Source organism: Pelagimonas phthalicica, from assembly GCF_004364805.1.
GTDB classification, from domain to species: domain Bacteria; phylum Pseudomonadota; class Alphaproteobacteria; order Rhodobacterales; family Rhodobacteraceae; genus Pelagimonas; species Pelagimonas phthalicica.
In genome coordinates, this window is record NZ_SOAP01000004.1 from 193,056 (window position 1) to 217,696 (window position 24,641).

Sequence of the window (24,641 nt, forward strand, 5' to 3'; positions counted from 1 at the left end):
ATAGCCCTTCGCGACGCCTGACTTTATTCACCCAAACTCACCCGAGCAGATCGTTGTGATCCCACATGGCAGTCAGAGACCCTTCGCCCATACGGGCCAAGCGGGCCAGGGTTGCGGCCTCGGCCACAACATCGCCAAGCTCGATGCAATTGATCACATGGCGCGCCACATCGGACAGCCCCATCATGCCGATCTGCTCGGCAATTGCGCTGAGGGCGCGCAATCCTTTGTACAGATCTTCCCGTGGGCCATGCACCGCTATTTCCTGTAAATGACACAACCTGTGTGCCAGCTCTTCCATCGCGCGACAAATGACGTCTTCGGCGGCATGAGGACCCAGATCTTTGCACAACGTCTCGATCTGTCTCGCATCCATGCTCGGCCGTTCAATCGGCGCGAGGTACGTTACCTCTTTCACATCTCACCCCATTTCTTCTGCCCCCACGGCTTGGCCAATGTGACAGATCGAGGTTCGCAAAAGGTTATGGCCCAAAGCCTAAATGATTGGGTTTTCAGTCTAATTCTCTTAAGATTTACATAGACTCGCTCGGTAATGCGCCTTTCTTTAGACTGCTGGGCAACCAGAGTAACTGTGCAAGATGTTTCGCAATAGACAGCGGGACGTAAATTTGAAATGATTGCGCTAACATTTTCCTGAAGGATTGTCGCATGATCTTATGCTGCGGAGAGGCGTTGGTGGATATGATCCCAACGCCGACAAAGGCAGGGCCGGATGGCTTTGTTCCTCATTCGGGTGGGGCGGTGTTCAACACGGCCATCGCCCTTGGTCGGTTGGGCATTGGGGTGTCGATGCTGACCGGCTTGTCGACCGACATGTTTGGTCAGCAATTACAGGCCGGGCTTGAGGCCAGCAAGGTTGATGCCTCGCTGATTGTTCATTCGGACCGGCCAACGACATTGGCCTTTGTGCAACTCACCAATGGTCATGCCACCTATAGTTTCTTTGATGAAAACTCGGCCGGGCGCATGGTGCAGCCCGCCGATATGCCGGACCTGCCCGAGAATATCAAAACCCTGTATTTTGGTGGCATCAGCTTGGCCTGCGAGCCGGGGGCAGATGCCTATGCCGATGTTTTGAATCGTCACGGCGATAACCGCGCAGTCATGATAGATCCGAATATCCGCCCCGGATTCATCAAGGATGAGGCGCGCTATCGCGCCCGATTGGACGGGATGTTGTCGACATCGGACATTGTCAAAGTCTCCGACGAGGATCTGGATTGGATCATGCCTGGCTCGGCCTCTCCGGCGGACAAGGCCGCGCAGGTTCTGGCCAAAGGCGCGTCCTTGGTCATAGTCACCAAGGGTGGCGACGGGGCGTCGGGCTTTTTGGCGGATGGAACCGAGGTCACTGTACCAGTGAACAAGGTCGAGGTGGTCGACACAGTCGGCGCGGGCGACACGTTTAATGCGGGCGTGCTGGCGAAACTGTCCGAGCTTGATCTTCTCAGCAAACCGGCCCTGCGCGACCTGTCTGCCGAGCAGGCTAAGGATGCACTGGCCCATGGGGCCAAGGTCGCCGCGGTGACCGTGTCACGGGCCGGGGCCAATCCGCCCTGGGCTGATGAACTCATCTGAACCAGCAAAAAGAGGCCGGATCGTGGGAAAAGCGCTCCGGCCTCTTCGCTTCTGAAGCGGGCGCTGTTAAACAGCGCATAACTCCCGATAAGCAAGGGCATTTCCCATGACCAAACCCGTTATCCTGACCATTCTCGACGGCTGGGGCCTGTCCGAGGATACCAAAGCCAACGCGCCCTATCTGGCCAAGACACCCACGATGGACCGCCTGATGGCGACCTGCCCAAACGCAACGCTGATCACCCATGGGCCCGATGTCGGCCTGCCGACCGGGCAAATGGGCAACTCTGAGGTTGGACATACCAATATCGGCGCGGGCCGCGTTGTGGCGATGGATCTGGGGCAGATTGACCTGTCGATCGAAGATGGCTCCTTTGCCACCCGCCCGGCCTTGGTCGATTTCATCGCCAAGGTGAGGGCTGCAGGCGGTGTTGCCAACATCATGGGCCTCGTCTCGACAGGCGGCGTGCACAGCCATGAAAACCACCTGCTTGAGGCCGCGCGCGTTTTGACTGAAACGGGGCTCAAGGTGCAAATCCACGCTGTCACCGACGGGCGCGATGTGGCCCCAAAGTCGGGGCATGACACCGTAACCGCCTTTGAAAGCAAACTGCCCAAGGGGGCGTTTATTGGCACGGTGGTTGGGCGTTACTTTGCCATGGACCGCGACAATCGCTGGGAACGGGTGCAGCAGGCCTTTGACCTGGTAACAGACGGTTTGGGCCATAGCGAGCCCACTGTCGCCAAAGCGATTTCCGAAGCTTATCAGCGTGACGAAAGCGACGAATTCATCGCCGCGACCAAGATTGATGGCTATGTCAAACCGGGGTCAGGTGACGGGTTGCTCTTTATCAATTTCCGCGCCGACCGGGCGCGCGAAATTCTGGCCGCCCTTGCCGACCCGAAGTTTGACGAGTTTGAAACCGGCCCGCGCCCGGATTGGAGCGATGTGTGCGGCATGGTGGAATATTCCGACAGCCATAACACCTATATGTCGGCGATCTTTCCCAAGCAGGACATCGTGAACACGCTGGGCCATTGGGTGGCTGAACAGGGCAAGACCCAGTTCCGCCTTGCTGAGACCGAGAAATACCCGCATGTGACGTTCTTTTTGAATGGCGGTGTTGAGGTGCCAGAACCGAACGAAGACCGGTTCATGCCGAAATCTCCCAAGGTCGCGACCTATGATTTGCAGCCGGAAATGAGCTCGGGCGAAGTGACCGAGAGGTTCCTGGCGGCGATCGATCGCGGCTATGATCTGATCGTTGTCAACTATGCCAACCCAGATATGGTCGGCCATACCGGGGATTTGGAGGCGGCGATCAAAGCTTGCGAGGCGGTGGATGCTGGACTGGGTCAGGTTGTCGCCAAGCTCGAAGAGGTTGGTGGCGCGATGCTGGTGATTGCCGATCACGGCAATTGCGAATGCATGGTTGACCCTGAAACCGGCGGGCCGCACACGGCCCATACCACCAATCTGGTACCAGTCGTCCTCTTTGGCGGGCCTGAGGGGGCCGAATTGAAACCCGGTCGCTTGGCAGATGTCGCGCCGACACTCTTACAAGTCATGGACCTGCCCAAACCCGCCGAAATGACCGGAGAGAGCCTGATCAAGTGAAGTTTGTCGCCCTGATCCTGGCCCTTGCCGCGACGCCTCTGGCCGCTCAGGACGGCGGCGCAGCTGCGCGCGCCGCTGCGGATGCGCTTGAGGCGGCGGCGATTGGGTTGGATGAGGCGGACAGCGCACGTGATCGCGTCAAAGCACTGACGGAAACCGTGCGCGCCTATGAGGATGGCCTGGCCGCCATGCGCGAAGGTCTGCGCGCGGCTGCGGTTCGGGAAACCGAGTTGAGCAAGAAACTGGCCGCACAGGAGGAAGAGGTTCAGCAGTTCTTGGGTGTGTTGACCGCGCTTGGGGCCAATGCGCAGCCGCAAACCCTGTTGCACCCTCAGGGGCCTTTGGGCACGGCACGTTCTGGCATGTTGGTGGCGGCGGTGACGCCCGGTTTGGCGCAACAGGCGGCTGATTTGCGCAAAGACCTGGATGAGGTTTCCGCCTTGCGCGAGATTCAACAAGGCGCGGCGCAAACCTTGAAAAAGGGCCTAAGCGGTGCGCAAGAGGCACGCACGGCCTTGTCCAAAGCCATTGCCGACCGCAAGGACCTTCCGCGCCGCTTTACCGAAGACCCGATCAAGATCGCCATTCTGATCTCGGCCACTGAAACCTTGCAGGGGTTCGCCTCGGGCCTGTCTGAGATAACCGAAGACGAGGCCCCGATCACCACCACGCGGATCGACGACCGCATGGGTCTGCTGCCCCTGCCCGTGCGCGGTGTGATCCTGCGCCAGGCGGGCGAGGCCGACGCAGCAGGTGTCAAACGCCCCGGGATCGTCATGGCAACGCAACCTCAGGCGCTTGTCACTGCCCCGGTTGCGGCAACAATACGCTATAATGGCCCCTTGCTAGATTATGGTTTGGTCACCATTCTTGAACCACAAGCCGACCTTTTGCTTGTGTTGGCGGGGCTTGATGCCGTCTATGGTGAAATCGGTCAAGTTCTGCCCGAAGGCAGCCCGGTGGGCGTCATGGGTGGGGCAATGCAGTTAAATAATACGTCATCTGCCGGTGAGGGGGGTGGCGCCGGGCGTTCTGAAACGCTCTATATAGAGGTCAGAGAGGGCGACGCGCCCGTCGATCCACTTTTGTGGTTCGCAACCGACAAGGGATAAATGAGCATGAAAAAATTTGTCATGGCCGCATTGGGTGGCACTTTGGCTTCGGTGGTGGCGACCACACAATTTGTAGGGCCCCTGCTGGCGCAAGAAGCCAACCGCCCCGCCAGCGTCTATGAACAGCTTGACCTGTTCGGCGATATTTTCGAACGCATCCGCGCGCAATATGTCAGCGAAGTCGATGAGGCCGAGCTGATCGAGGCCGCGATCAACGGCATGTTGACCTCGCTTGATCCGCATTCCAGCTATTTGCCACCGCAAGACGCCGAAGATATGCGCGTGCAGACACGTGGCGAATTTGGCGGTCTTGGCATCGAGGTCACGCAGGAAGACGGGTTCGTCAAGGTGGTCTCGCCCATCGATGGCACCCCGGCTGACGCGGCGGGCATGGAAGCCGGCGATTTCATCACCCATGTGGATGGTGAATCAGTCTTGGGGCTGCAACTGGATGAGGCTGTTGATCTGATGCGCGGACCGGTGGGTTCGGAAATCGTGATCACCGTGGTGCGTGAAGGCGAAGAAGAGCCGTTTGACGTCTCGATCATCCGCGACACGATCAAACTGACCGCCGTGCGTTCGCGCCTTGAAGGCGAAACCGTTGTTTTGCGGGTGACCACCTTTAACGACCAGACCTTCCCCAACCTGGCTGATGGCCTGGCCAAGCAGGTCGAAGAGGCTGGCGGCATGGACAATGTGAACGGCTTTGTTCTGGATCTGCGCAACAACCCGGGTGGTCTGCTGACCCAGGCGATCAAAGTGTCGGACGCCTTCCTTGAGGCCGGTGAAATCGTGTCGACCCGTGGTCGCAATCCGGCAGATGGCGAACGGTTCAACGCCCAGCCCGGCGATCTGGCTGTTGGCAAACCGCTGGTCGTGCTGATCAATGGCGGCTCGGCCTCGGCCTCAGAAATTGTGGCGGGCGCGTTGCAGGATCACCGTCGCGCGATTGTTGTCGGCACCAAAAGCTTTGGTAAAGGGTCGGTTCAGACCGTGATGCCGCTGCGGGGCGATGGCGCGATGCGCCTGACCACAGCGCGGTATTACACCCCGTCGGGCCGCTCCATTCAGGCCCTGGGCGTGTCGCCGGATATTGTTGTGGAACAACCGCGCCGCCGCCCGGATGAGGAAGAGGAAGAAACCAACAACCGTTTCTCCCGCTCTGAGGCGGATCTGCGCGGACGTCTGGACAATGACTCGCTCTCAGAAGATGAGATTCGTCAGATCGAGGAAGATCGTGAAAAGGCTGAAGCCGCTGCGCAATTGCGTGAGGATGATTACCAGCTAGCCTATGCAATCGACATCCTGCGCGGGTTGTCTGCGCTAGATCCGGCAAAGTAAGCCCTGAACCTTTGGGGGAGTTGGGGCGCTGCCCCGTCCCGAGCATGCTCGGGACTCCCCGGGATATTTTTGGCCCAAAGAAACCAGGACGGATTCGCGGGCCCAAGGGCGGCACCCGGTTGGCAAGGGTTGCAAATTTGTGCAAAGCCTGTGGCTGAGTATCTTAGCCTGAAAGACCCTTGCCATGACCAAAACCCTGAGCGCCGAAGAGATCGCCAAGCTGCCCTATCGCAAGAATGTCGGGGTGATGCTGGTCAATGAGCAAGGGCATGCCTGGGTTGGCCAGCGCTTGGACAGCGAGGTGCCGGCCTGGCAAATGCCGCAAGGCGGGATCGACAAGGGCGAAGACCCCCAAACCGCCGCCCTTCGCGAGCTTGAGGAAGAGACCGGTGTTTCCCCTGATCTGGTCAGCACCATAGCCGAAACCGCAGGTTGGGTTGCCTATGACCTGCCGCATGACATAGTGCCCAAGATCTGGAAAGGGCGGTTTAAAGGGCAAGAGCAAAAGTGGTTCCTGTTCCGTTTTCACGGCTCGGACGAGCAGATTAATATCGAGGTCGAGCATCCCGAGTTTTCGCAATGGCGCTGGTTGCCGGTTGATGAAGTCGTCGCGCAGATCGTGCCATTTAAACGCGGTGTTTATGAACAGGTGATAGAGGAATTTCGATCCCACCTATGAGGTTCCTCTATGAGGCGTTCCGGCCTGATCTTTAGTTTGCTCATATGCCTGATGGCGTATCCCGCCCTGGCCCTGAGTTGTCTGAAACCGGATGTCGTTCGCAGTTACCTGGCGGCACATCACTCTGAGGATCGCTGGGGCGCAGTGGTGGGCCGATTGCATTTTGACGAAAGCAGGCGGCCCGGCGCGGTGGGGGGTAGTGATCGTGAAGGTGTGCTTTTGCGCGGGCAGTTTGTCGGTTACTCGCTGAGTGAAGACGGCTTTGACGAACCGTTTCAAAGCCATGTCACTGTTCAAATTGACTGTTTCGCCAGTTGGTGTGGCCACCCGAAATCAGGCGCGCGCTATCTGGCTTTCGTCAAACGTGTTGGCGGACGGCATGTGATCATTTCCGATCCCTGCGAGTCATGGCTGTTCAAGAACCCGCGCCGAAAGGACCTGAAGGCGCTGCATCGTTGCTTTACCGGCGGCTATTGTCAGGTCGAAGAGGACTAACCTTGGACCCGTCGCAATCCGGTTGTTCTGACGGCTCAAAGCGTTTCAAAGCCTCGCGCAGTAGCCTGACACGATGGGGGCGGAAGGATTGGCTGGTGACTTCCAGCTCCGCCATGCGATCCAATCGAAAGGTTCGAAACGCCTGGCGTAATTGGCATTCGGCAATCAGGCAGTGGCTTTGCTCAAAGAACACAATCGAAAGCGGTTTGACCGTGCGTTGCGTCGGGGCCCCGTTGCGGTCGGTATAGCTGAACGTCACCTGCTTTTCTTCCCAACAGGCCTTGCGCAAAGCACTAGCATCCACGCCCGGAGACGGGGTAGGGAAAAACCGATGCGCCGTTAGAACCGCGTGTTTCAACCGATGCGCCTGCGCCTCTGGCAAACGCGCCTTGAGCCGTGCCAAAGCGCGCTCGGCAGCTTCGGCCAAGGCCGGATCCCCCACCGCTCGCACCTCGCGCAGGCCAACAACCAGCGCCTCCAGCTCTTCGTCATCGAAACTGAGCGGGGGCAGATGTGCGTCTTCGATCAAGGTATAGCCAAACCCCGCAGCACCATCGATCACCGCGCCCAGCCCCCGCAGGGCGTCAATGTCGCGGTAAAGCGTGCGTTCAGACACCCCGGTTTCATCAGCCAACTGCCCCGCGGTTACAGGCGGGGGCAGACGGCGCATTGTGTCCATCAATTGGAAAAGGCGTTCGGTACGTGACATGGCCCAACCATACAAACAGATCATGACAAAAACTGACAGGGGGCACCGCTAGGTCAAAAGAAATTGTGTAGGAGATTACAGATGTTGAAACTGATCACTTTCCCCGCCGGTCTAAACGAACCCTCCATGAGCCCATTTTGCACCAAGGCCATGATCTTACTGAACATGTCGGGACAACACTGGCAGCCCGAAATCGTTAGCACACCGACGCTGAGCCCAACCAAGAAACTGCCAGCCCTGCGTGTGGGTGACCGGATCATTCCTGACAGCAACCAGATTTTGGCCTGGTTGGAGCAAAACGGGGCCAAGTTGTTCCCGCGCCTGTCCGAAGCCGAAAAGACCCAGGCCCATATGCTGATCCGCATGGTCGAAGAGAACCTGCGCTATGGGCTTTTGCATGATCGTTGGCTGGATGCCGGTAATTGGGGGCAGGTGCGGCCGGTGCTGTTCAAGGGTATTCCCTGGCCTGTCAGTGCCGTGGTGCCACGTGTGGTGCGCAACCAGGTGAGGCAGGCAACCCTGGCCCAGGGTTTGACACGCTTGCCCGAGGCGGGGCGGTTGTCCAATCTCGGCGCGGATCTTGAGGCCCTGACCATGCAACTGGGCGATCAGCCCTATTTGTTTGGTGATCAACCCTGCGCCGCAGACGCCTCAGCGTTGCCGGTGCTTAGTTCGATCGACAACCTGCCAAAGCAGACACCCTTGCGCCGGATGCTGCGCGAGAACACAGGGTTGATGCGCTACATCGAACGTGGCCGGGCCGAGATTTACCCGGCCCCGGTTTCGGCTATTTCCGCCGCCGCGTGACTTTGCGTTTGGTCTTGGCGGCCTTGATCTTGGACTTGGCCGCCTTGCGTTTGGGCGATGGGCCCGCCTTGCGCCGGCCCCGCCCAAATCCATGCATCCGCCCGCCTGATCCACGCTCGACCTCTTTGCCCTCGAGTTCAAGCATCTCAAAGGCGATGCCACCAGTAACCGGCGCGGCCTCAATCAGTTTCACCTTTGCCCGCATTCCCAACGCAATTATGCGCCCCGTGTCACCCCCCATCAGGGTCCCGGCCTCGCGGTCGAAATGGAAGTACTCATTCCCAAGAGTCGAGATCGGCACCAGCCCATCCGCCCCGGTTTCGTCCAGCTTCACAAAGACCCCGAACTTGGCAATGCCCGAGATCTTGCCGGTGAACTCGGCACCAATCCGGTCGCTGAGGAAAGCGGCCAGATAGCGGTCGGTCGTATCACGTTCGGCAAGCATGGACCGTCGCTCGGTATCGGAAATATGCTGCGCCGTCGCCTCAAGCGTTTCCAGATCAACCGGTGACAGCCCATCACCACCCCAACCATGCGCCGTAATCAGCGCGCGATGCACGATCAGGTCGCTATAACGACGAATGGGCGAGGTGAAATGCGCGTAATTCTTAAGCGCGAGGCCGAAATGGCCAAAGTTTTGCGGGTTGTAATAGGCCTGCGTCATGCTGCGCAGCGTGGCGAGATTGATCAGCTCCGCCTCATCCGTGCCTTCGGCGTCATGTAGCAGCTTATTCAGGTGCCGGGTTTGCAGAACCTGCCCCTTGGCCAGCACCAGCCCTGCGCTTTGCGCGGTTTCGCGCAAGCTGTCGAGCTTCTCCATCGCCGGCTCTTCATGCACGCGGAACAACAGCGGTGTGTTCTTGGCAATTAGGGTTTCGGCGGCAGCAACATTGGCCAAGACCATGCATTCTTCGATCAGGCGATGCGCGTCGAGCCGTTCGGTGAAATCCACCGATTGCACCTTGCCGTCATCATCCAGAACCACTTTGCGCTCGGGCAGATCCAGATCAAGCGGCTGGCGGCGTTCGCGCGCAGACCGCAGGGCCGCGTAGGCCGCGTATAGCGGACGGATCACCGGATGAATCAGGGATTCGGTGCGTTCATTCGGCTCGCCATCCATGGCGGCCTGCACTTCTTGGTAATTCAACGAGGCTGGAGAGCGCATCAACCCGCGCACAAAACGGTGCGAGATTTTGTTGCCCTCAGCATCCAGTACCATGCGCACCGCCAAACAGGCGCGCGGCACCCCTTCGTGCAGCGAACAGAGATCACCCGACAGGCGATCCGGCAGCATGGGAACCACGCGATCCGGGAAATAGCTGGAATTGCCTCGCTTGCGCGCCTCGCGATCTAGCTTGGAACCGGGGCTCACATAATGAGCCACATCTGCAATCGCCACCCAAAGGATGTGACCACCGGGATTGTTAGGGTCGCTATCCGCCTCGGCAAAGACCGCGTCGTCGTGATCCCGCGCATCTGACGGGTCGATGGTGACCAGTGGCATGTCACGCAGATCCTCGCGCCCTTTCAGCCCCGCGGGCTTCATGGCGTCTGCCTCGTCCAGCACCTCCTGGGGGAAATCATCGGGAATGCCATGCTGGTGAATGGCAATCAGCGACACGGCGCGCGGTGCGGTCGGATCGCCCAGCCGAAGCACAATACGCGCCTTTGGCAGGCCCATGCGCCCCTTGGGCCCGGCCTGCTCTGCCTCGACCAGCTCGCCATCCTTGGCCCCGCCGGTGGCGTCCGGCGCAACCAGCCATTCCTTGTCATTGCCCTTGTCGATGGGCATGATCCGCCCGCCTTCCGAGCCTTGCCGAAAGATCCCGACAACCTTGCGCGGGCTCGAGCCAATGCGGCGGATCAGGCGCGCCTCGTAATTGTGGTCATCCTCATGCACGACCTGCAGCCGCGCCAAGATCCGATCCCCCTCGCCCAGCGCCGGATCGGAGTTGCGCGGCACATATAGCACCACCGGCTCGACGCCCTCGCCATGCCATTCCAGCGGGCGGGCAAAGAGATCACCGTGATCATTCGGGGCCAAGACCTGCAACACACTGACCGGCGGCAGGCGGTCCGGGTCCCGATAGGTCTTTTTACGCTTGGACAGGTGCCCCTCATCCTCCAGCTCCTTCAACAGGCGCTTGAGGTCAATCCGCGCCGCGCCCTTGATCCCAAAGGCCTTGGCGATGTCGCGTTTCGAAGTGAGGGTCGGGTTCTCGCTGATCCAATCCAGGATCTGCGACTTGTTTGGCAAGGTGCTCATGCGCCTCCCCTAACATGAGAGGGCAACAGCGTCATGGGCAAAATGCCACCTTGGGTTTCTTTGGGCCCCAAATATCCCGGGGAGTCCCGAGCTTGCTCGGGACGGGGCAGCGCCCCAGCCCCCCCTCAGACCAATGCGAGGTCTTCGACCGTATCCACATCGCGCAATTGATCGACCAAAGCCACTTGGCGTCCTGCCAGATTGGCCATCGTATCCGCCAAAGTCTGCTCACTGGACCAACGCACATTGGCAAACAGGTTTTGCGGAATGTGCTGGCTGTTGCGCATACCAACCAGCCAATAGCCGCCATCCATCGCAGGGCCAAACACAGCATCCGCCTGCCCCAGAGCCTGAAAGGCACGCCACACACGGTCGCGATTGATCCCAGGAATATCTGCGCCGATGACACAAACCGGACCGGGAGGGGCCAGGCGCATCATTCGTGCCATGCGATCCCCCAGATCCCCGCGCCCTTGCGGCCAGCGTGGCAAATGGGCGGGCCAAACACGGCTGCTCATCCCCTCACGATCCGGGGCGACGGCCAGAACAACCTGCCAGCGCGGGTCTTCGATACGGCGCAACAGGGCAGCGGATTGATGACGAAACCACCAGGCCGCATTCACCAGCCCGAGATCCCGCCCAAGCCGAGTTTTTACCCGCCCCGGGCGCGGCTCTTTCACCATGACAATCAGCGTGCGCGTCATTCCAGCAACAATTCCATCTCGCGATGTTCGATCCCGGCATCCATGACAATGCCGCCAAAGGCCTCGAAACCGAGTTGTTCGTAGAAAGGCACGGCATCCATTTGCGAGGTCAGATAGGCGCGGCTGATTTCGGGGCGTGTCACAATCTGTTCCAGCAGAAACTGCATCATCTCGCGGCCAAGTCCTGTGCCACGCGCCTCTTTCATCACGCAGACGCGGCCGATTTTGGCAGTTTCCTCGAGGAAAACCACCCGCGCCGTCCCCATGGGCACCCCGTCCACCTCACCGATCACATGCAAGGCTGCATCGTCATAGGCGTCACGTTCCTCTTCGACCGGCACACCCTGTTCCTCGACAAAGACCTTCATGCGAATATCGAGGCATGTTGCAAGCTCAGCTTCCCCAGCGGCGCGGACACTCATGCGAAATAATCCGCTAGAATGCGGGTATAAATCGCTTTGAGCTGATGGATTTGTTCAACCTCCACCCGTTCATCCACCGCATGCATCGTCTTGCCCACAAGGCCAAATTCGACGACAGGACAGTGGTTTTTGACAAAGCGCGCATCCGAGGTGCCGCCGGTGGTCGAAAGCTCCGGCGCAACACCAGTCTCGGCCTCAACAGCTTTGCCGATCAGCTCGGATAGCGGACCGGGGGGGGTCAAAAAGCTCTCGCCAGAAATCTTGATCTTAAGATTGGTCTTGGTGCCAAACGCGGCATCCACCTTGGCCGACTCATCTCGCAACCACTCGCTGAGCGACGCCCCGCTATGAGCGTCGTTAAAGCGGATATTGACGCAGGCCGAGGTTTTGGCCGGGATCACATTGGTCGCCGGATTGCCGGTATCCATGGTCACAATCGCCAGCGTCGAGGCATCAAAGTGTTCGGTGCCGCGATCCAACTCATGACTGGCCAAGCGATCCATCAACCGCGCCAAAGCCGGCAGCGGGTTACAGGCGCGGTGCGGATAGGCGGAATGGCCTTGCTTACCCTCGACCTCGAACCAGGCGGTCAGCGATCCGCGCCGTCCGATTTTCATCATTTGCCCCATATGGTCGGGGCATGTCGGCTCTCCGACAAGGCAAACTGACATGGCTTCGCCTTCGGCCTGCATCCAGTCCAACAGCGCCGTGGTACCGTCAGTGGCGTCGCCCTCTTCGTCACCTGTGATGGTCAGGATAACAGCCCCTTCGGGAGGTGTTTGCGTCACAAAATCCACAGCCGCCGCGGCAAAGGCGGCAACGCCGGATTTCATGTCGGTGGTCCCGCGCCCATACATGAAATCGCCATCAATCTCGGCCCCAAAGGGCGCGTGCTGCCAATCCGCTTCGTCGCCGATGGGCACAACATCCGTATGGCCATTGAAGCCAAAGCTGCGCGCATGCCCCTTGCCCCCCCAACGTGCAAACAGGTTCGGCGTGCCGTTGCGATCCACGCGCGTACAGTCAAACCCCGCGCCTTCGAGCAATTCTTGCAGCAATACCAAGGCCCCACCCTCGACCGGCGTGACTGAGGGACATTTGACCAAGGCAGCGGTGAGCGCGACGGGATCGATGGCGGGCATTTTGAACTCCTGTATCTTGGCATTTGGCTATCTCACCCAGAGCGGCGGTGCAAATGTTGCCAAAATGCACCGCCGCTTTTGGCTTTCCGTTACGAAAAGGTGTAGAAAAGGTTAACGCCAACCCGTTGTCTGTGTTACGTTTTACCAAAAGAACGATAACGCCGTGGCAGGCGAGCAGTGTTTTCAAAAGAGCGCATGATTGAGATCGGCAAACCGGTCCGTCAGCTCATTTGCCGCGCCATTGAGACAGACAGGCATGGTCGCAGCATCAGAACTGCCGATCGATACCAGTGCAACCGCGACTGAAATGGCCGAGGCCATTTTCGGAGACGGAGTGACAGTCGTATCGGCTTCCTATACCGGGGATGCCCGGTCTTCCGGGATATATTCGGACGGGTTGGCAACATCCCCGGGGGTGGCCCCCTCTGATTCCGGTGTCATCCTGTCGACGGGGCGCGCCACGGATTTCACCAACTCATATTGGCAGTCCAACTGGCGGTCCAACACGTCGACCAATACTCGCGGCGAAAACAACAATTCCGATTTCAACACCGCTGCAGGTGCCAATACTTATGACGCCTCTTACCTGGACGTGGATTTCATCCCGACCGGGGATGTGATGACGATCCAGTTTGTCTTTTCGTCAGAGGAATATCCCGAATACCAAGCTTCGGAATACCAGGACTTTGTCGGTGTCTGGGTGAATGGCGTTCAGGTTGATGTCGCCATCGGGGATGGTGACATTGATCCGCGAAACGTCAATGCAGGTTCGAACGAGAACCTTTTTATCTCCAACACAAATGACGAATATAACACCGAGATGGATGGGTTCACCGTTACGATGACCCTCACTATCCCTGTCGAAGCAGGGGAAGTGAATTCGATCCGCATCGGTGTGGCTGACGTGCTGGACAGCAGCTATGACTCCAATTTGCTCATTGCCGGGGATTCCGTTCAGACAACCCTGGTTGCGCTCGAAGACAGCGTCACGGTCAATCCGACCGGCAGCACAACCTTGGATGCTCTGGCCAACGACGCCAACGGCACGGCGGGCACATTGACCATCACCCATATCAATGGGGTCGCGGTCAGTGCCGGGGACACTGTGACGCTGAACACCGGACAGCAGATCACCCTAAACGCCGATGGCACCATGTCCATTTTGGGTGACGGGGACGAAGAAACCGTCAACTACACCTACACGGTGACCAGCAGCACCGGTGAGACGGATGTCGGCTATGTCACCGTTGACTCCGTGCCCTGCTTTGTCGCGGGAACCATGATTGACACGCCTGAGGGGCCGCGCCCAGTCCACCGGCTGGAGCCTGGCGATCTGGTCAAGACACGTGACAATGGCCCCCAGCCACTGCGTTGGATCGGACGCCGCACCGTTCCGGCCAAGGGCAATTTCGCACCGGTGCGGATCGCCGCAGGGGCTTTGGGCGATCATTCCACCGTCATGGTCTCCCCTCAGCATCGCGTCCTGGTACAGGATATCATGGCGCATTTGCTGTTCGAAGAGCCCGAGGTTCTGGCCGCCGCCAAACATCTGGTCAATGATCGCTCGATCCGCGTCGTTCAAGGCGGGCAAGTTGAATATGTCCATATCCTGTTCGACAACCATGAAATCATCCGCGCCAACGGCTTGCTCAGCGAAAGCTTCCTGCCCGGTCCACAAACCTCGTCTCTGTTTGAAAAAGAGACGCTGGCCGAAATCGTTTCGGTCTTTCCAGAGCTGGACCCGGTCACCGGATCGGGCTACGGTCCTGCTGCGCGTCGTATTCTGCAAAGACATGAAGCGACGTTGCTGAGCAGGAGCCATGTTGCATGAGTTGGATCGCGCTATCGGGCCAGGGGAAATCCTGGGTCTGTTCTCGGGTTTTCGGGGGCGGGGTAGCGCAGCGTGATCGGTTGATGTCGCGCGGATCCATCCTGATCGAAACCCGGCTTTCGCCGGATGGTCGCCCTCAAACGCTGTTGTCCTATGAACGCGCGCACCCTTGGGCTGGCGGGATTTCGTTTCGCGCTGTGCCGGGGGGCGGCATTGTCCTGGTGATGAGCCAGGGTGAAGAGGTCTTTCACACCGTCCTGCAACACAAGCACGAAGCGCGCACAGATGTGCTGCGCGTGACCTTTAGCTGGGACAGCGAGGCGCGCTTTGGCCAGATCGCTGTGGAACGCCCGGAAAGCGATACAGTGGTGGTCGAAACCACCCCTGCCCCGCCGCCGCTTTTGGTCGAGGATATCTATACGCTGGCCTGCCGTCCGCAATTGATCGAGATGGACCCGGATGTGGTGTTCTTTGCGGTTTCGGACGAATTCGAGGCGGTCGGCCCGATGCCCTCGCTTGTCTCTCAAGCTCCGGTTCTTACCCCGCGTGGCTATCGCCCGGTGGCTGACCTGCGTTGTGGTGACACGGTGACAACGCGCAAGAACGGTATCGTTCCCGTGCTGCACCGTCTGTCCCGCCTTGTGCCCGCGCTTGGCTCTTTCCAGCCCGTGCGCCTACGCGCGCCCTATTTCGGGTTGATGCGGGATGTGGTTGTCGCCCCCCATCAGCGTCTGGTGATCGGCGGGTCCGAGGTTGAATATATCTTTGGTCGCGAGGCGGTCCTGGTGCCCGCACTCAGCCTCGTGAACGGGTTTGCCGCCGTTTATGAGGAAGGGTTGCAGATGGTGGAATATCATCAGCTCTTGCTGCCCGGCCATGAACCGGTGATCGCGGCAGGTGCCGAACTGGAAAGCCTTTATGTCGGGCGTTTGCGGCGGCGTACCGACCAGTTAAGGCAAACTCTGCTGGCCGAGGTGCCCCGCAACCTGATGCCGGAACATGCCCGCACAGGGCTAAAGGTTCTTGGACCGTTTGAGGCCATCACCTTGGCAGAGGCACGCGCGGCCTAGGCACCGTCTCTAAGCCTCGTCAAAGAACGGCGACACCTGCGCAACGATCACCGCATTTTCCTGCAAGGCGCGATCCATCAGGGCGATTTCCTCATCGGGGATGTCATGCCCCTGCTCACGGCGCTCGGCCAAGGTGCCATAGCCGGTGACATCCAAGGGGGCCATATCTGCCTGCTTGAGGATCGCAACCGTTTCGCGCACCGCCTCGGCCTCGTCCACACCGCTGGCATAGCACATCAGCGCCGCCCCGGTGCTGCCTTTGGGCAGGCCATCGCCGTCTTTGCGCCCGACCTCGACCAATAGGGTAAAGACCTGCTGACGTTTCGGGGCTTTTTTCTTGGGTGCGCGTTCTTTGCTCATGCTTTCGCTTAGCCCGCTTCGCCGATTGCAGCAACCGGCACTGCGCGTTCATGATGAAAAACCCGTCACATTGCGGGCCCAGAATGTCACATTCAGGGGCGCAGTGCTGAAACTATACCTCTGAATACTTGGCACCCTTGGCGTATCGGGCTACGCCCGTGATGAGTTTGGGGACTTGAATGTATTATATACTGAGACAGATCTTTCTGATCACAGTGCTCGCGTGGACCGTGCTGACTGGCGTACCGGTCAAGGCACAAGACACGGCACAAAGCAGCGAGCTGACGTTTTTGACCGTGGAAAGACCGCCGTTTTCCTCGGGTTTGGACGGGAATCTAACCGGTTTCAGCATCGAATTGATGCGCGCCATCGCCGAAGACATGGGCGCAGAAGTCACCTTTGAAATGGTCGACAGTTTTGGCGAAATGCTGGGGCAGGTCGAAGCGGGCCAGGTTGACGGGGCCATTGCCAATATCTCGATCACCCGGGCAAGGGAATCCAGAATGGATTTTTCACTGCCGATCTATAGCGGCGGGCTACAGATCATGGTGCCGCGCGGCCAGGGCAAGCTGAACATCTGGCAAGCCATGTTCAGCCGGGATTTGGCGCTGGCTATGCTGGCGGCCTTTGCCATGCTCTTTGCCGGCGGCATGGCCATGTGGCTGTTTGAACGCAAGAAACAACCCTATTTTGACCGCCCCGCCAAAGAGGCGCTGTTCCCTTCCTTTTGGTGGGCCTTGAATCTGGTTGTGAATGGCGGGTTTGAGGAACGTATGCCCCGTTCGGTATTCGGGCGGATATTTGGCACCTTCCTGGTTGTGTCCAGCCTGTTTGTCGTGTCGGTCTTTGTGGCGCATATCACTGCCGCCACCACGGTTCAGGCGATTTCGGGGACCATTCACAATGTCTCGGATCTGGACGGCAAACGGGTTGGCACGACGCGGGACTCCACCGCGTCCCGGTTCCTATTGAACCGCGATGTGATCCATGTTGGCTATCTGTCGCTGGAGGATCTGCTGAAAGCCTTTGAAGAGGGGCAGCTGGACGCAGTGGTGTTTGATGGCCCGATCCTGAAACACTACGTCAAGACCGAAGGGGCCAAGCATGGCGAAATGCTGGATCGCCAATTCCGCCCTGAGGATTATGGCATCGCCCTGCCCGCCGAAAGCGCGCTGCGTGAACCTATCAACGTTGCGCTGCTGCAGTTGATGGAGAATGGCGAGTATGAAGAGATCGCCCGGCGCTGGTTTGGCCAACGCTGACCCCTCTTAAACAGTGACACAAACCAAAAAACGGCCCGCAAACGGGCCGTTTTGTTTTACTGTGAGTGCGCTCTTATCAGTCGCGCAGCAGCTCGTTGATACCGGTTTTGGAGCGGGTGCGTTCATCGACGCGCTTCACAATCACGGCGCAATAGAGGTTGATACCATTCTTGGACGGCATGGAACCGGCAACAACGACCGAGTAAGGCGGCACTTCGCCATACATGACTTCGCCGGTTTCGCGATCCACGATCTTGGTGGATTGGCCGATAAAGACCCCCATGCCCAGAACCGATCCTTCGCGCACGATGCAGCCTTCGACAACTTCGGAACGGGCCCCGATAAAGCAGTTATCTTCGATGATGGTCGGGCCGGCCTGCATGGGCTCGAGCACGCCGCCGATACCAACGCCACCGGACAGATGCACGTTTTTACCGATCTGCGCACAGGAGCCAACGGTGGCCCAGGTGTCGACCATGGTGCCTTCGTCAACATAAGCGCCAAGGTTCACGAAAGACGGCATCAGAACCACGCCGGGTGCGATAAAGGCAGATTTGCGCACAACAGCGTTTGGCACCGCGCGGAAACCGGCAGCTTTCCACTGGTTGTCGCCCCAGCCTTTGAACTTGCTGTCGACCTTGTCCCACCAGCCAGAGCCCTGCGGCCCGCCGGATTGCTCTTCCATATCTTTGATGCGGAAGCCCAGCAGCACGGCCTTTTTGGCCCACTGGTTCACATGCCAGCTGCCATCATCCTGCTTTTCAGCGACGCGCAATTTGCCGCCGTCCAGCGCGGCCAGCGTGTCTTCGATGGCTTCACGGGTTTCGCCGGTGGTGGCGGGGGTGATTGTGTCGCGCGCCTCCCAGGCGGCTTCGATGGCAGTTTCAAGCTGTGCGTTCGACATGGGAATCCTCCAAGTTTCGGTGATCCATAACGAGCAATTGCAGCAAGGTCATCCCCTTTCGCGCCTTCAAGCCCGCCTTTTGCGTCATCCGGCAACGCAAAACTCTGCACTGGGTTTTTCCACGGTTTCTGGCGCTGGAATCTCGTTCAAACACGCGCTACGACTTGAAATTCAATGTTTAGGAGTGGTTCATGACAGACGATCGCCGCAGCAGGTTTCGCGATGCACATACGGATCGGGATATTGCCGAGCATATCCCGGATACCCCGCAGACGCGTTCACCCGCTTACCGTTTGGCTTTTGCTGACGAAGATTTCCTGTGTCGCGATGCGCTGCGCCCGGTCCGCTTGCAGCTGGAATTGCTCAAACCGGAGATGCTGCTGGACGAGCAGGGGATTGAATCGACCATCGTTCTGTTCGGCGGCGCGCGCATTCCGGCCCCTGCCGACAAAGAAAAAGCACGCACCAAGACCCTGGCCGAGCTGTCGCATTTCTATGACGAGGCGCGCGATTTTGCCCGTTTGATGACACGCAAGGCCCTGGCCAGCAACAACCGCGACTTTGTCGTCGTCACCGGCGGCGGCCCGGGTGTGATGGAGGCGGGCAATCGCGGTGCGGTGGATGAGGGCGGCGTATCTATCGGCCTCAATATCGTGCTACCACATGAGCAAGCGCCAAACCCCTATGTGACGCCGGATCTGGCCTTTAACTTTCACTATTTCGCCATTCGCAAGATGCATTTCCTGATGCGCGCGCGGGCGATTTGTGTGTTCCCCGGCGGCTTTGGCACGTTGGATGAGCTGTTCGAAGCTCTGACCCTGATCCAGACAGGCCGCATGCAGCGGGTGCCTTTCCTGCTATTCGGACGAGCGTTTTGGGAAAAGATCATCAATTGGGATGCGTTGCAGGATGCCGGCACCATCAGCCCGGATGACCTGGATCTGTTCCGCTTTGTCGAAACTGCTGAAGACGCCGCCAAGATCATCGAAAATTGGGAACCGGCCCCAGCCCGGAGCGACATTCCCGGACGCTGATCCAAAAGCGCATCAGATAAAGGTTCAGGCGCTGCCGTCCTGAACCTTTTCTTCTTCCCGTTGCTCAACCCAGCGCGCGATCACATGGCGCGCCGCCTCTTCATCACGCTCGTCGATGGAGCTGCGCAGGTCCTTCAGGGCTGTGGCAATTTCGATTTCCGAGAGGAAGTTTTCCTGAGCGCGCAAAATCTTGGGGTGCGGTGTGGTCAGCATGTCGGGCGCGATCAGCAGCTCTTCGTGCATCTTTTCGCCCTTGCGCAACCCGGTCACCTTGATCTCGATATCACCGGTTGGATTGTCCTGTGAACGAACGCTGAAACCAGCAGCTTCGATCATCTGACGGGCGAGTTTGCGGATCGGGACAGGTTTGCCCATATCCAGCACAAACACATCCCCGCCTCGGGCAAAGGAGCCCGCCAGCAGAACCAAACGAGCCGCCTCGGAAATGGTCATGAAATAGCGCGTTACGCCTGGGTCAGTCAGCGTCACAGGGCCACCACGGGCAATCTGCTCCTCGAACAGCGGAATAACAGAGCCGCTGGAGCCCAGCACATTGCCAAAACGCACCATGGCGAATTGGGTAAACTCGCTGCGCGTCGCCAGATCCTGAATGACGAGTTCCGCCAAACGCTTGGACGCGCCCATGACATTGGTCGGGCGCACCGCCTTGTCAGAGGACACGAGAATAAACCGTTCGACACCGGCATCGCGCGCGGCATCGGCCATAACTTTGGTGCCCAGCACGTTATTGGTCAGCCCGGCAATCGGATTGCTCTCGACCAAAGGCAGATGTTTGTAAGCTGCCGCGTGTAGAACAACTTCGATTTTGTGCTCTTCCAAGATCTCGCGAACGAGCCTGCCGTTCATCACCGACCCAAGCACCGGCACAACTTTCATCTTGTGGGTGAGGTCGCGCAGTTCCTTGTCAATGTTGTAAAGCGCCAGTTCCGAGTGATCGAGCAACACCACGCAATCGGGTTTGCAGGCAATCAGTTGGCGGCACAGTTCGGATCCGATGGAGCCACCGGCCCCGGATACCAGAATACGACGGCCACTATAGGCTTCGCTGACGCTGGGCAGTTCCTTTTCCAGACGGTTGCGGCCCAGCAAATCGTCGATGGACATGGCGGCTGTGCTCTTTTTCAGGGCACCTTCACCGACCATCGAGGCAAAGGAGGGCAGCGCGTGGACTTCGCAATCCAGATGCCGCAAATCCCGCGCGATGCGGGCCAGCGCTGGCTGGTTCAGGGAGGGCATCGCCAAAACGATCCGGTCGATTGGCTTTTTCGCGGCCAGTTCCGGGATGGAAGAGGGTGCAAAAACCTTGAGGCCGGAAATGATGCTGCTTTGAAGCGTCGGGTTGTCGTCAATAAAGGCGACCGGAACCACGGCGTTGTCCTGACGCAAAGCCGCAACCAGCTGTTGCCCGGTTTGACCTGCGCCATAGACCAAGATCCGCATACGGTCGGACCCACGGCGATAGATCTCGAGCGTGATGTGACGCAGCACGATGCGCCAAGTAACATAGAGCGCCTGCACCAAAAGAGCGAAAACAAAGCTGGTTGCCATGGATAATGGCGGCGGAAGAAACGCCCCCAAGGCAAAACCCGCAGCCCCCAGTGTCGCTGCGATGGGGACCGTCCGGGTGACGCCGCGCATCTCAAAGGCGTTCAGTTTGGTCTGCGGAAGACCCAACCACCAGCCCATCGCGCATCCAAGCACCATAAGGGTCACAGTGATCGACATATAGTCCCAAAGAACAGTGGGGGTTGGGCCAGAATTCGTTGTAAGCAGCAGCGACAAAAACATCGCAAGAGGGACAACCAGAGCATCTAGCGCAGCGAAAAGGTGCGACTTTTTTCGGCGCGACATAGATGTCACGAGTTCAAAAAACATAGTCCCAGTCCCTGGGGCCAAGCCCCAACTTGTATTTCCATCTGCCAGCGCCACATTTTACATGCGGTTCACAACCGACGGATGTTTCTTCGATCTTTTAACCTCTGAATAGGTTAAAGAATAGTTACTGTACAATATCTGATTTCTGCTACTGCGAAAAACTGCCCATCGCGGGCTTTGAAGCTAAAAAAGGCGCATTTGCCTGTTGTTTGTGCACAACTTGACCCTGCTTAGCCCGATAAAGCCCTTTTACACAAGGTAGGTCTGATATATTGAGCGCCAGCCGTTGCGGGGATGCCTCGCTGCGGAATCAGAAACCCAAGGAGGGCCAAATGGGCTATAAGGTTGTTGTCGCGGGTGCCACAGGCAATGTGGGCCGCGAAATGCTGAACATCCTCGCCGAACGGGGATTCCCCGTCGACGAAATCGCAGTACTTGCATCGCGCAAGTCGCTGGGTACAGAGGTGACATTCGGCGAGACGACCCTTAAGACCAAGGACCTCGACACGTTTGATTTCACCGGCTGGGATATTGCTTTGTTCGCTGTGGGCTCCACCGCGACCAAGAAGTATGCCCCGATTGCTGCGTCGCAGGGCTGTGTCGTCATCGATAACAGCTCGCTCTATCGCTACGATCCGGACGTGCCGCTGATCGTGCCTGAGTGTAATGCCGACGCTGTGATGGGCTACACCAAGAAGAACATCATCGCGAACCCGAACTGCTCGACCGCGCAGATGGTTGTGGCGCTGAAGCCTTTGCATGATCGCGCCAAGATCAAGCGTGTGGTTGTGTCGACCTATCAGTCGGTCTCTGGCTCGGGCAAAGAGGCGATGGAAGAGCTGTGGGATCAGACCAAAGCGGTCTACAACCCAACTGACGACGTTCCCGCCAAGGTCTATACCAAGGAAATCGCGTTCAACGTCATTCCGCATATCGACGTCTTCATGGAAGATGGCTCGACCAAGGAAGAGTGGAAAATGGTGGCCGAAACCAAAAAGATCGTCGATCCGGCGATCAAGGTGACCGCAACCTGCGTGCGCGTGCCGGTTTTTGTCGGCCACTCGGAATCGATCAACATCGAGTTCGAAGAGTTCCTGGACGAAGACGAAGCCCGCGATATCCTGCGCGAAGCACCAGGCATCATGGTGATCGATAAGCGCGAAGATGGTGGCTATGTCACGCCTAAGGAATGCGTTGGCGATTTCGCGACCTTCATCAGCCGCATCCGTCAGGACAGCACCATTGATAATGGTCTGAACCTCTGGTGCGTTTCTGACAACCTTCGCAAAGGCGCGGCGCTGAACGCCGTGCAGATTGCTGAGGTTCTGGGCCAGAAGGCGCTGAAGAAAGGCTAAACGCCACGTCTTTACGAGAATGATGATGGGCCGACAGGGAAACCTGCTCGGCCCTTTTCAGTGTCGCCTATACCAAAGGCTAGGCACCCTGTTCCAAAGAAAGGCCAGCCTATGCCATGTGGTGCTGTTCTCTGCCAAACGCGCAAGATATAACAATTTTAGACAAACGATGGATCAGCTGCCAAAGCATCATTCCAGAAGGATCGGTCCATCAGCGGTATCAAAGCGCACTCACACGCCTTAATCGCTTAGCGATGACCATATACCGACTGCGATCCACTCTCTCCACTCTCTCCAAGACCCTTGGATCGCAGTCGATCCGGTCTGCTTTGGCCTTGTAACTGACCCCAAACCTCCCCGGAATCTCCGCGTCTCGGTCCTGTTTTCGCCCAAAAGCTGGGCGATATTGCTGTCAGGTGACATCAGATCACCAGCCGCAATCAGCGGCATCAGGCAGAAAGGAAACGAAGTCATGAGCAGTGAATTCACAAAAACAGCCCGAGCTGGACGCCTGCGCGCCTTGGCCGTATTGGCCGGCCCACGCAGCGCACGCCCTTTGCGCAAAGCCCTGTTTTCCCGCCCCCCAAAAAGCTGCGGGCGCAGTCTGTTCGCCGCCTAAGCGGCTACAGACCCAGCTGACATGCACGATGCGCCGCTCTTGACCTGGGGCGGCCATTTTTTTGCCCGGCAACAAGACAGAATGTAACCCCACCGTACGCAGCGGATGGGTTTCTTAAAGTTTCGCGCGGCTAGCCTTTGTAACTGCACGAAACCAGATCGGCATCTGCGCGCAAATCAGAGTGTCCGTGCCGGTCATCAAAGGCAATTTTAACAATCGAGCGCATTGGCCTGCGACATTCTGTCAATTTAGCCCAATTTCTGCCCGATTTTCATGCCACGCTTTAGGAACAGGCAAGGAGACTGATATGGTTATGAAAGGTCACAACCACGATAATTCCGCAGATGCAAAGGCCGGATTGCCCGAGGCAATTGATTGCGAAACGCAGACTTTGCTCAGATTATTCCTGGGGCCCATTCTGGAAACGGCGTCCAATTGGGACGAGATCAAAGGCCGATTTACCGAGAAGGGCTATGGGATCAGTATCCGTGATGGACGGTTGGTTATTCTCAACGAAAATGGCGCAGCTCTCTGCACCGCGCGTGGACTCGGCGTCCCATTTGCGCAAATCGCAAGCCGCATTGGTCGCCCCAACCTGCGGATGAGCGCGGATGGCCGCGTCGGCGAGTTGTTTTAAAACTCCGCCTACGGAGTATTAGCGTTCGGTGCGCTTGCGAAGATCGCGAGCGCGTTGCGAAAGCGTCTGTGCCAACAGAAACGTCGGGATCACTTCGCGTGTTTCACTTTGCTGCGCAATGACATAGCCAGCATATTCGACCAGTTCAGACGCCATTTTGAGCGCGGTCGCGGCCCGGTCGTCAGCATCAAGACTGTTCAAAAACCCTTTGACGCTTTCGGTTTGTATCGACGCGACAGAGGTGCCCTGCCCCTCATCGGAACCAACCGAATTCGACCCAAAGGCCAAACTTCGTGCCAATTCCGTAAGGTCCGCTCCCTTCGCGCGGTATTTGGGATTGCGTTCCAGATAGGTTTTGCAGGTTTCTATGCGCCAGTTTTGCAACCCATCAGACAGGTTCAATTTCTGAACTGACGGCACTGGTCGTTCTCTAATAATGCTCTCCGCCAAAGCGACGGCTTTCAGGCTGATTTCCAGGCTCGCGTTTAAGGCAACCGGGCTTTCCGGATAACTCTCAGGCTCCTGTTCGGTCGAATAATCTCTTTCTTGTTTCATAGGATGTACCAATTTTTGAAACTTGGAACTCGGACAGTGGCAGTCACTATAGCACATATCTGAATCGTTTTAGGTCACTTCTTTGCGAATTTCGAAAACTTTAGTTTCAGAGTCAGGTTTACTTTCATCACAGCGCGGCAATGCAATTGATTGCAACAAGTTATAGCCCCATCGATCCAATTGCCCCGACTTTGCCCCATGTGATGACCTTTCTGCTTACATGG

General features: G+C 58.2%; 23 protein-coding genes. 13 read left to right on the forward strand and 10 right to left on the reverse strand.

Going from position 1 to position 24,641, the window contains the following annotated elements:
* Positions 1-37 precede the first annotated feature (37 nt).
* Positions 38-418: a hypothetical protein gene (locus tag CLV87_RS21535; RefSeq protein ID WP_099248073.1), complete on the reverse strand. Its 381-nt coding sequence runs from the start codon at positions 416-418 to the stop codon at positions 38-40.
* A gap of 251 nt (positions 419-669) precedes the next feature.
* Here CLV87_RS21535 and CLV87_RS21540 point away from each other — a divergent pair, with 251 nt between their 5' ends.
* The 6 genes from CLV87_RS21540 (at position 670) to CLV87_RS21565 (ending at position 6,844) form a co-directional block, all read left to right on the forward strand.
* The gene (locus tag CLV87_RS21540) at positions 670-1,599 is read left to right on the forward strand and encodes a carbohydrate kinase family protein (protein WP_099248071.1); all 930 of its coding nucleotides are present in this window, start codon (positions 670-672) and stop codon (positions 1,597-1,599) included.
* Between the two features lie 106 nt (positions 1,600-1,705).
* On the forward strand, positions 1,706-3,217 hold the full coding sequence (gpmI, locus tag CLV87_RS21545; protein WP_099248069.1) for a 2,3-bisphosphoglycerate-independent phosphoglycerate mutase: 1,512 nt from the start codon (positions 1,706-1,708) through the stop codon (positions 3,215-3,217).
* A complete protein-coding gene (locus tag CLV87_RS21550) occupies positions 3,214-4,329 on the forward strand; it encodes a murein hydrolase activator EnvC family protein (RefSeq protein ID WP_099248067.1) in 1,116 nt (371 codons plus the stop codon). The genes gpmI and CLV87_RS21550 overlap by 4 nt, the downstream gene beginning before the upstream one ends.
* A 6-nt stretch (positions 4,330-4,335) precedes the next feature.
* Positions 4,336-5,670 (forward strand): S41 family peptidase, encoded by a 1,335-nt coding sequence (locus CLV87_RS21555; protein ID WP_099249259.1) that lies wholly within the window; start codon positions 4,336-4,338, stop codon positions 5,668-5,670.
* 184 nt (positions 5,671-5,854) lie between these two features.
* Positions 5,855-6,349 carry an RNA pyrophosphohydrolase gene (locus CLV87_RS21560; RefSeq protein ID WP_235872014.1) on the forward strand — a complete coding sequence of 165 codons (495 nt, stop codon included), beginning with the start codon at positions 5,855-5,857 and terminating at the stop codon, positions 6,347-6,349.
* A 9-nt stretch (positions 6,350-6,358) separates the two neighbouring features.
* The gene (locus tag CLV87_RS21565; protein ID WP_133840875.1) at positions 6,359-6,844 is read left to right on the forward strand and encodes a hypothetical protein; all 486 of its coding nucleotides are present in this window, start codon (positions 6,359-6,361) and stop codon (positions 6,842-6,844) included.
* Here the strand turns inward: CLV87_RS21565 and CLV87_RS21570 are convergent.
* Positions 6,810-7,553, reverse strand: a complete 744-nt coding sequence (locus CLV87_RS21570; RefSeq protein WP_099249255.1) for a helix-turn-helix transcriptional regulator — start codon at positions 7,551-7,553, stop codon at positions 6,810-6,812. The genes CLV87_RS21565 and CLV87_RS21570 overlap by 35 nt on opposite strands.
* An 81-nt stretch (positions 7,554-7,634) precedes the next feature.
* Between CLV87_RS21570 and CLV87_RS21575 the strand changes: the two genes are divergently transcribed.
* Positions 7,635-8,360 carry a glutathione S-transferase family protein gene (locus CLV87_RS21575; RefSeq protein ID WP_099248063.1) on the forward strand — a complete coding sequence of 242 codons (726 nt, stop codon included), beginning with the start codon at positions 7,635-7,637 and terminating at the stop codon, positions 8,358-8,360.
* Here the strand turns inward: CLV87_RS21575 and rnr are convergent.
* From rnr to dapE, 4 genes are all read right to left on the reverse strand, one after another.
* Positions 8,341-10,626, reverse strand: coding sequence for a ribonuclease R (gene rnr, locus CLV87_RS21580; RefSeq protein ID WP_099248061.1), 2,286 nt, complete (start codon positions 10,624-10,626; stop codon positions 8,341-8,343). The two genes, CLV87_RS21575 and rnr, sit on opposite strands and share 20 nt — an antisense overlap.
* A gap of 125 nt (positions 10,627-10,751) precedes the next feature.
* On the reverse strand, positions 10,752-11,330 hold the full coding sequence (locus CLV87_RS21585) for a TIGR04282 family arsenosugar biosynthesis glycosyltransferase (protein ID WP_099248059.1): 579 nt from the start codon (positions 11,328-11,330) through the stop codon (positions 10,752-10,754).
* On the reverse strand, positions 11,327-11,752 hold the full coding sequence (locus tag CLV87_RS21590; RefSeq protein WP_099248057.1) for a GNAT family N-acetyltransferase: 426 nt from the start codon (positions 11,750-11,752) through the stop codon (positions 11,327-11,329). The genes CLV87_RS21585 and CLV87_RS21590 overlap by 4 nt, the downstream gene beginning before the upstream one ends.
* Complete coding sequence (dapE, locus tag CLV87_RS21595) at positions 11,749-12,894, reverse strand: succinyl-diaminopimelate desuccinylase (protein ID WP_099248055.1); 1,146 nt, start codon at positions 12,892-12,894, stop codon at positions 11,749-11,751. The genes CLV87_RS21590 and dapE overlap by 4 nt, the downstream gene beginning before the upstream one ends.
* 256 nt (positions 12,895-13,150) lie before the next feature.
* On the opposite strand from dapE, the gene CLV87_RS21600 reads away from it, so the two are divergent.
* Positions 13,151-14,725, forward strand: a complete 1,575-nt coding sequence (locus CLV87_RS21600; protein ID WP_099248053.1) for a Hint domain-containing protein — start codon at positions 13,151-13,153, stop codon at positions 14,723-14,725.
* Entirely contained in the window at positions 14,722-15,795 is a 1,074-nt protein-coding gene (locus tag CLV87_RS21605) for a Hint domain-containing protein (protein ID WP_099248051.1), read from the forward strand. The genes CLV87_RS21600 and CLV87_RS21605 overlap by 4 nt, the downstream gene beginning before the upstream one ends.
* 9 nt (positions 15,796-15,804) lie before the next feature.
* Here CLV87_RS21605 and CLV87_RS21610 read toward each other — a convergent pair whose 3' ends face one another.
* Complete coding sequence (locus CLV87_RS21610) at positions 15,805-16,155, reverse strand: hypothetical protein (protein ID WP_099248049.1); 351 nt, start codon at positions 16,153-16,155, stop codon at positions 15,805-15,807.
* A 179-nt stretch (positions 16,156-16,334) separates the two neighbouring features.
* On the opposite strand from CLV87_RS21610, the gene CLV87_RS21615 reads away from it, so the two are divergent.
* A complete protein-coding gene (locus CLV87_RS21615) occupies positions 16,335-17,417 on the forward strand; it encodes a transporter substrate-binding domain-containing protein (protein WP_235872015.1) in 1,083 nt (360 codons plus the stop codon).
* Between the two features lie 76 nt (positions 17,418-17,493).
* Here CLV87_RS21615 and dapD read toward each other — a convergent pair whose 3' ends face one another.
* A complete protein-coding gene (gene dapD, locus CLV87_RS21620) occupies positions 17,494-18,321 on the reverse strand; it encodes a 2,3,4,5-tetrahydropyridine-2,6-dicarboxylate N-succinyltransferase (RefSeq protein ID WP_099248047.1) in 828 nt (275 codons plus the stop codon).
* A gap of 191 nt (positions 18,322-18,512) precedes the next feature.
* Between dapD and CLV87_RS21625 the strand changes: the two genes are divergently transcribed.
* On the forward strand, positions 18,513-19,355 hold the full coding sequence (locus CLV87_RS21625; protein ID WP_099248045.1) for an LOG family protein: 843 nt from the start codon (positions 18,513-18,515) through the stop codon (positions 19,353-19,355).
* A 24-nt stretch (positions 19,356-19,379) separates the two neighbouring features.
* On the opposite strand, the gene CLV87_RS21630 is transcribed toward CLV87_RS21625, so the two are convergent.
* Positions 19,380-21,251: a polysaccharide biosynthesis protein gene (locus tag CLV87_RS21630; RefSeq protein ID WP_099248043.1), complete on the reverse strand. Its 1,872-nt coding sequence runs from the start codon at positions 21,249-21,251 to the stop codon at positions 19,380-19,382.
* A 332-nt stretch (positions 21,252-21,583) separates the two neighbouring features.
* Between CLV87_RS21630 and CLV87_RS21635 the strand changes: the two genes are divergently transcribed.
* Both CLV87_RS21635 and CLV87_RS21640 read left to right on the forward strand, forming a co-directional pair.
* Positions 21,584-22,606, forward strand: a complete 1,023-nt coding sequence (locus tag CLV87_RS21635) for an aspartate-semialdehyde dehydrogenase (protein ID WP_099249251.1) — start codon at positions 21,584-21,586, stop codon at positions 22,604-22,606.
* A 926-nt stretch (positions 22,607-23,532) separates the two neighbouring features.
* Positions 23,533-23,862, forward strand: coding sequence for a hypothetical protein (locus CLV87_RS21640; protein WP_235872016.1), 330 nt, complete (start codon positions 23,533-23,535; stop codon positions 23,860-23,862).
* 18 nt (positions 23,863-23,880) lie between these two features.
* On the opposite strand, the gene CLV87_RS21645 is transcribed toward CLV87_RS21640, so the two are convergent.
* On the reverse strand, positions 23,881-24,417 hold the full coding sequence (locus CLV87_RS21645; RefSeq protein WP_099248039.1) for a hypothetical protein: 537 nt from the start codon (positions 24,415-24,417) through the stop codon (positions 23,881-23,883).
* Between the last annotated feature and the right edge of the window lie 224 nt (positions 24,418-24,641).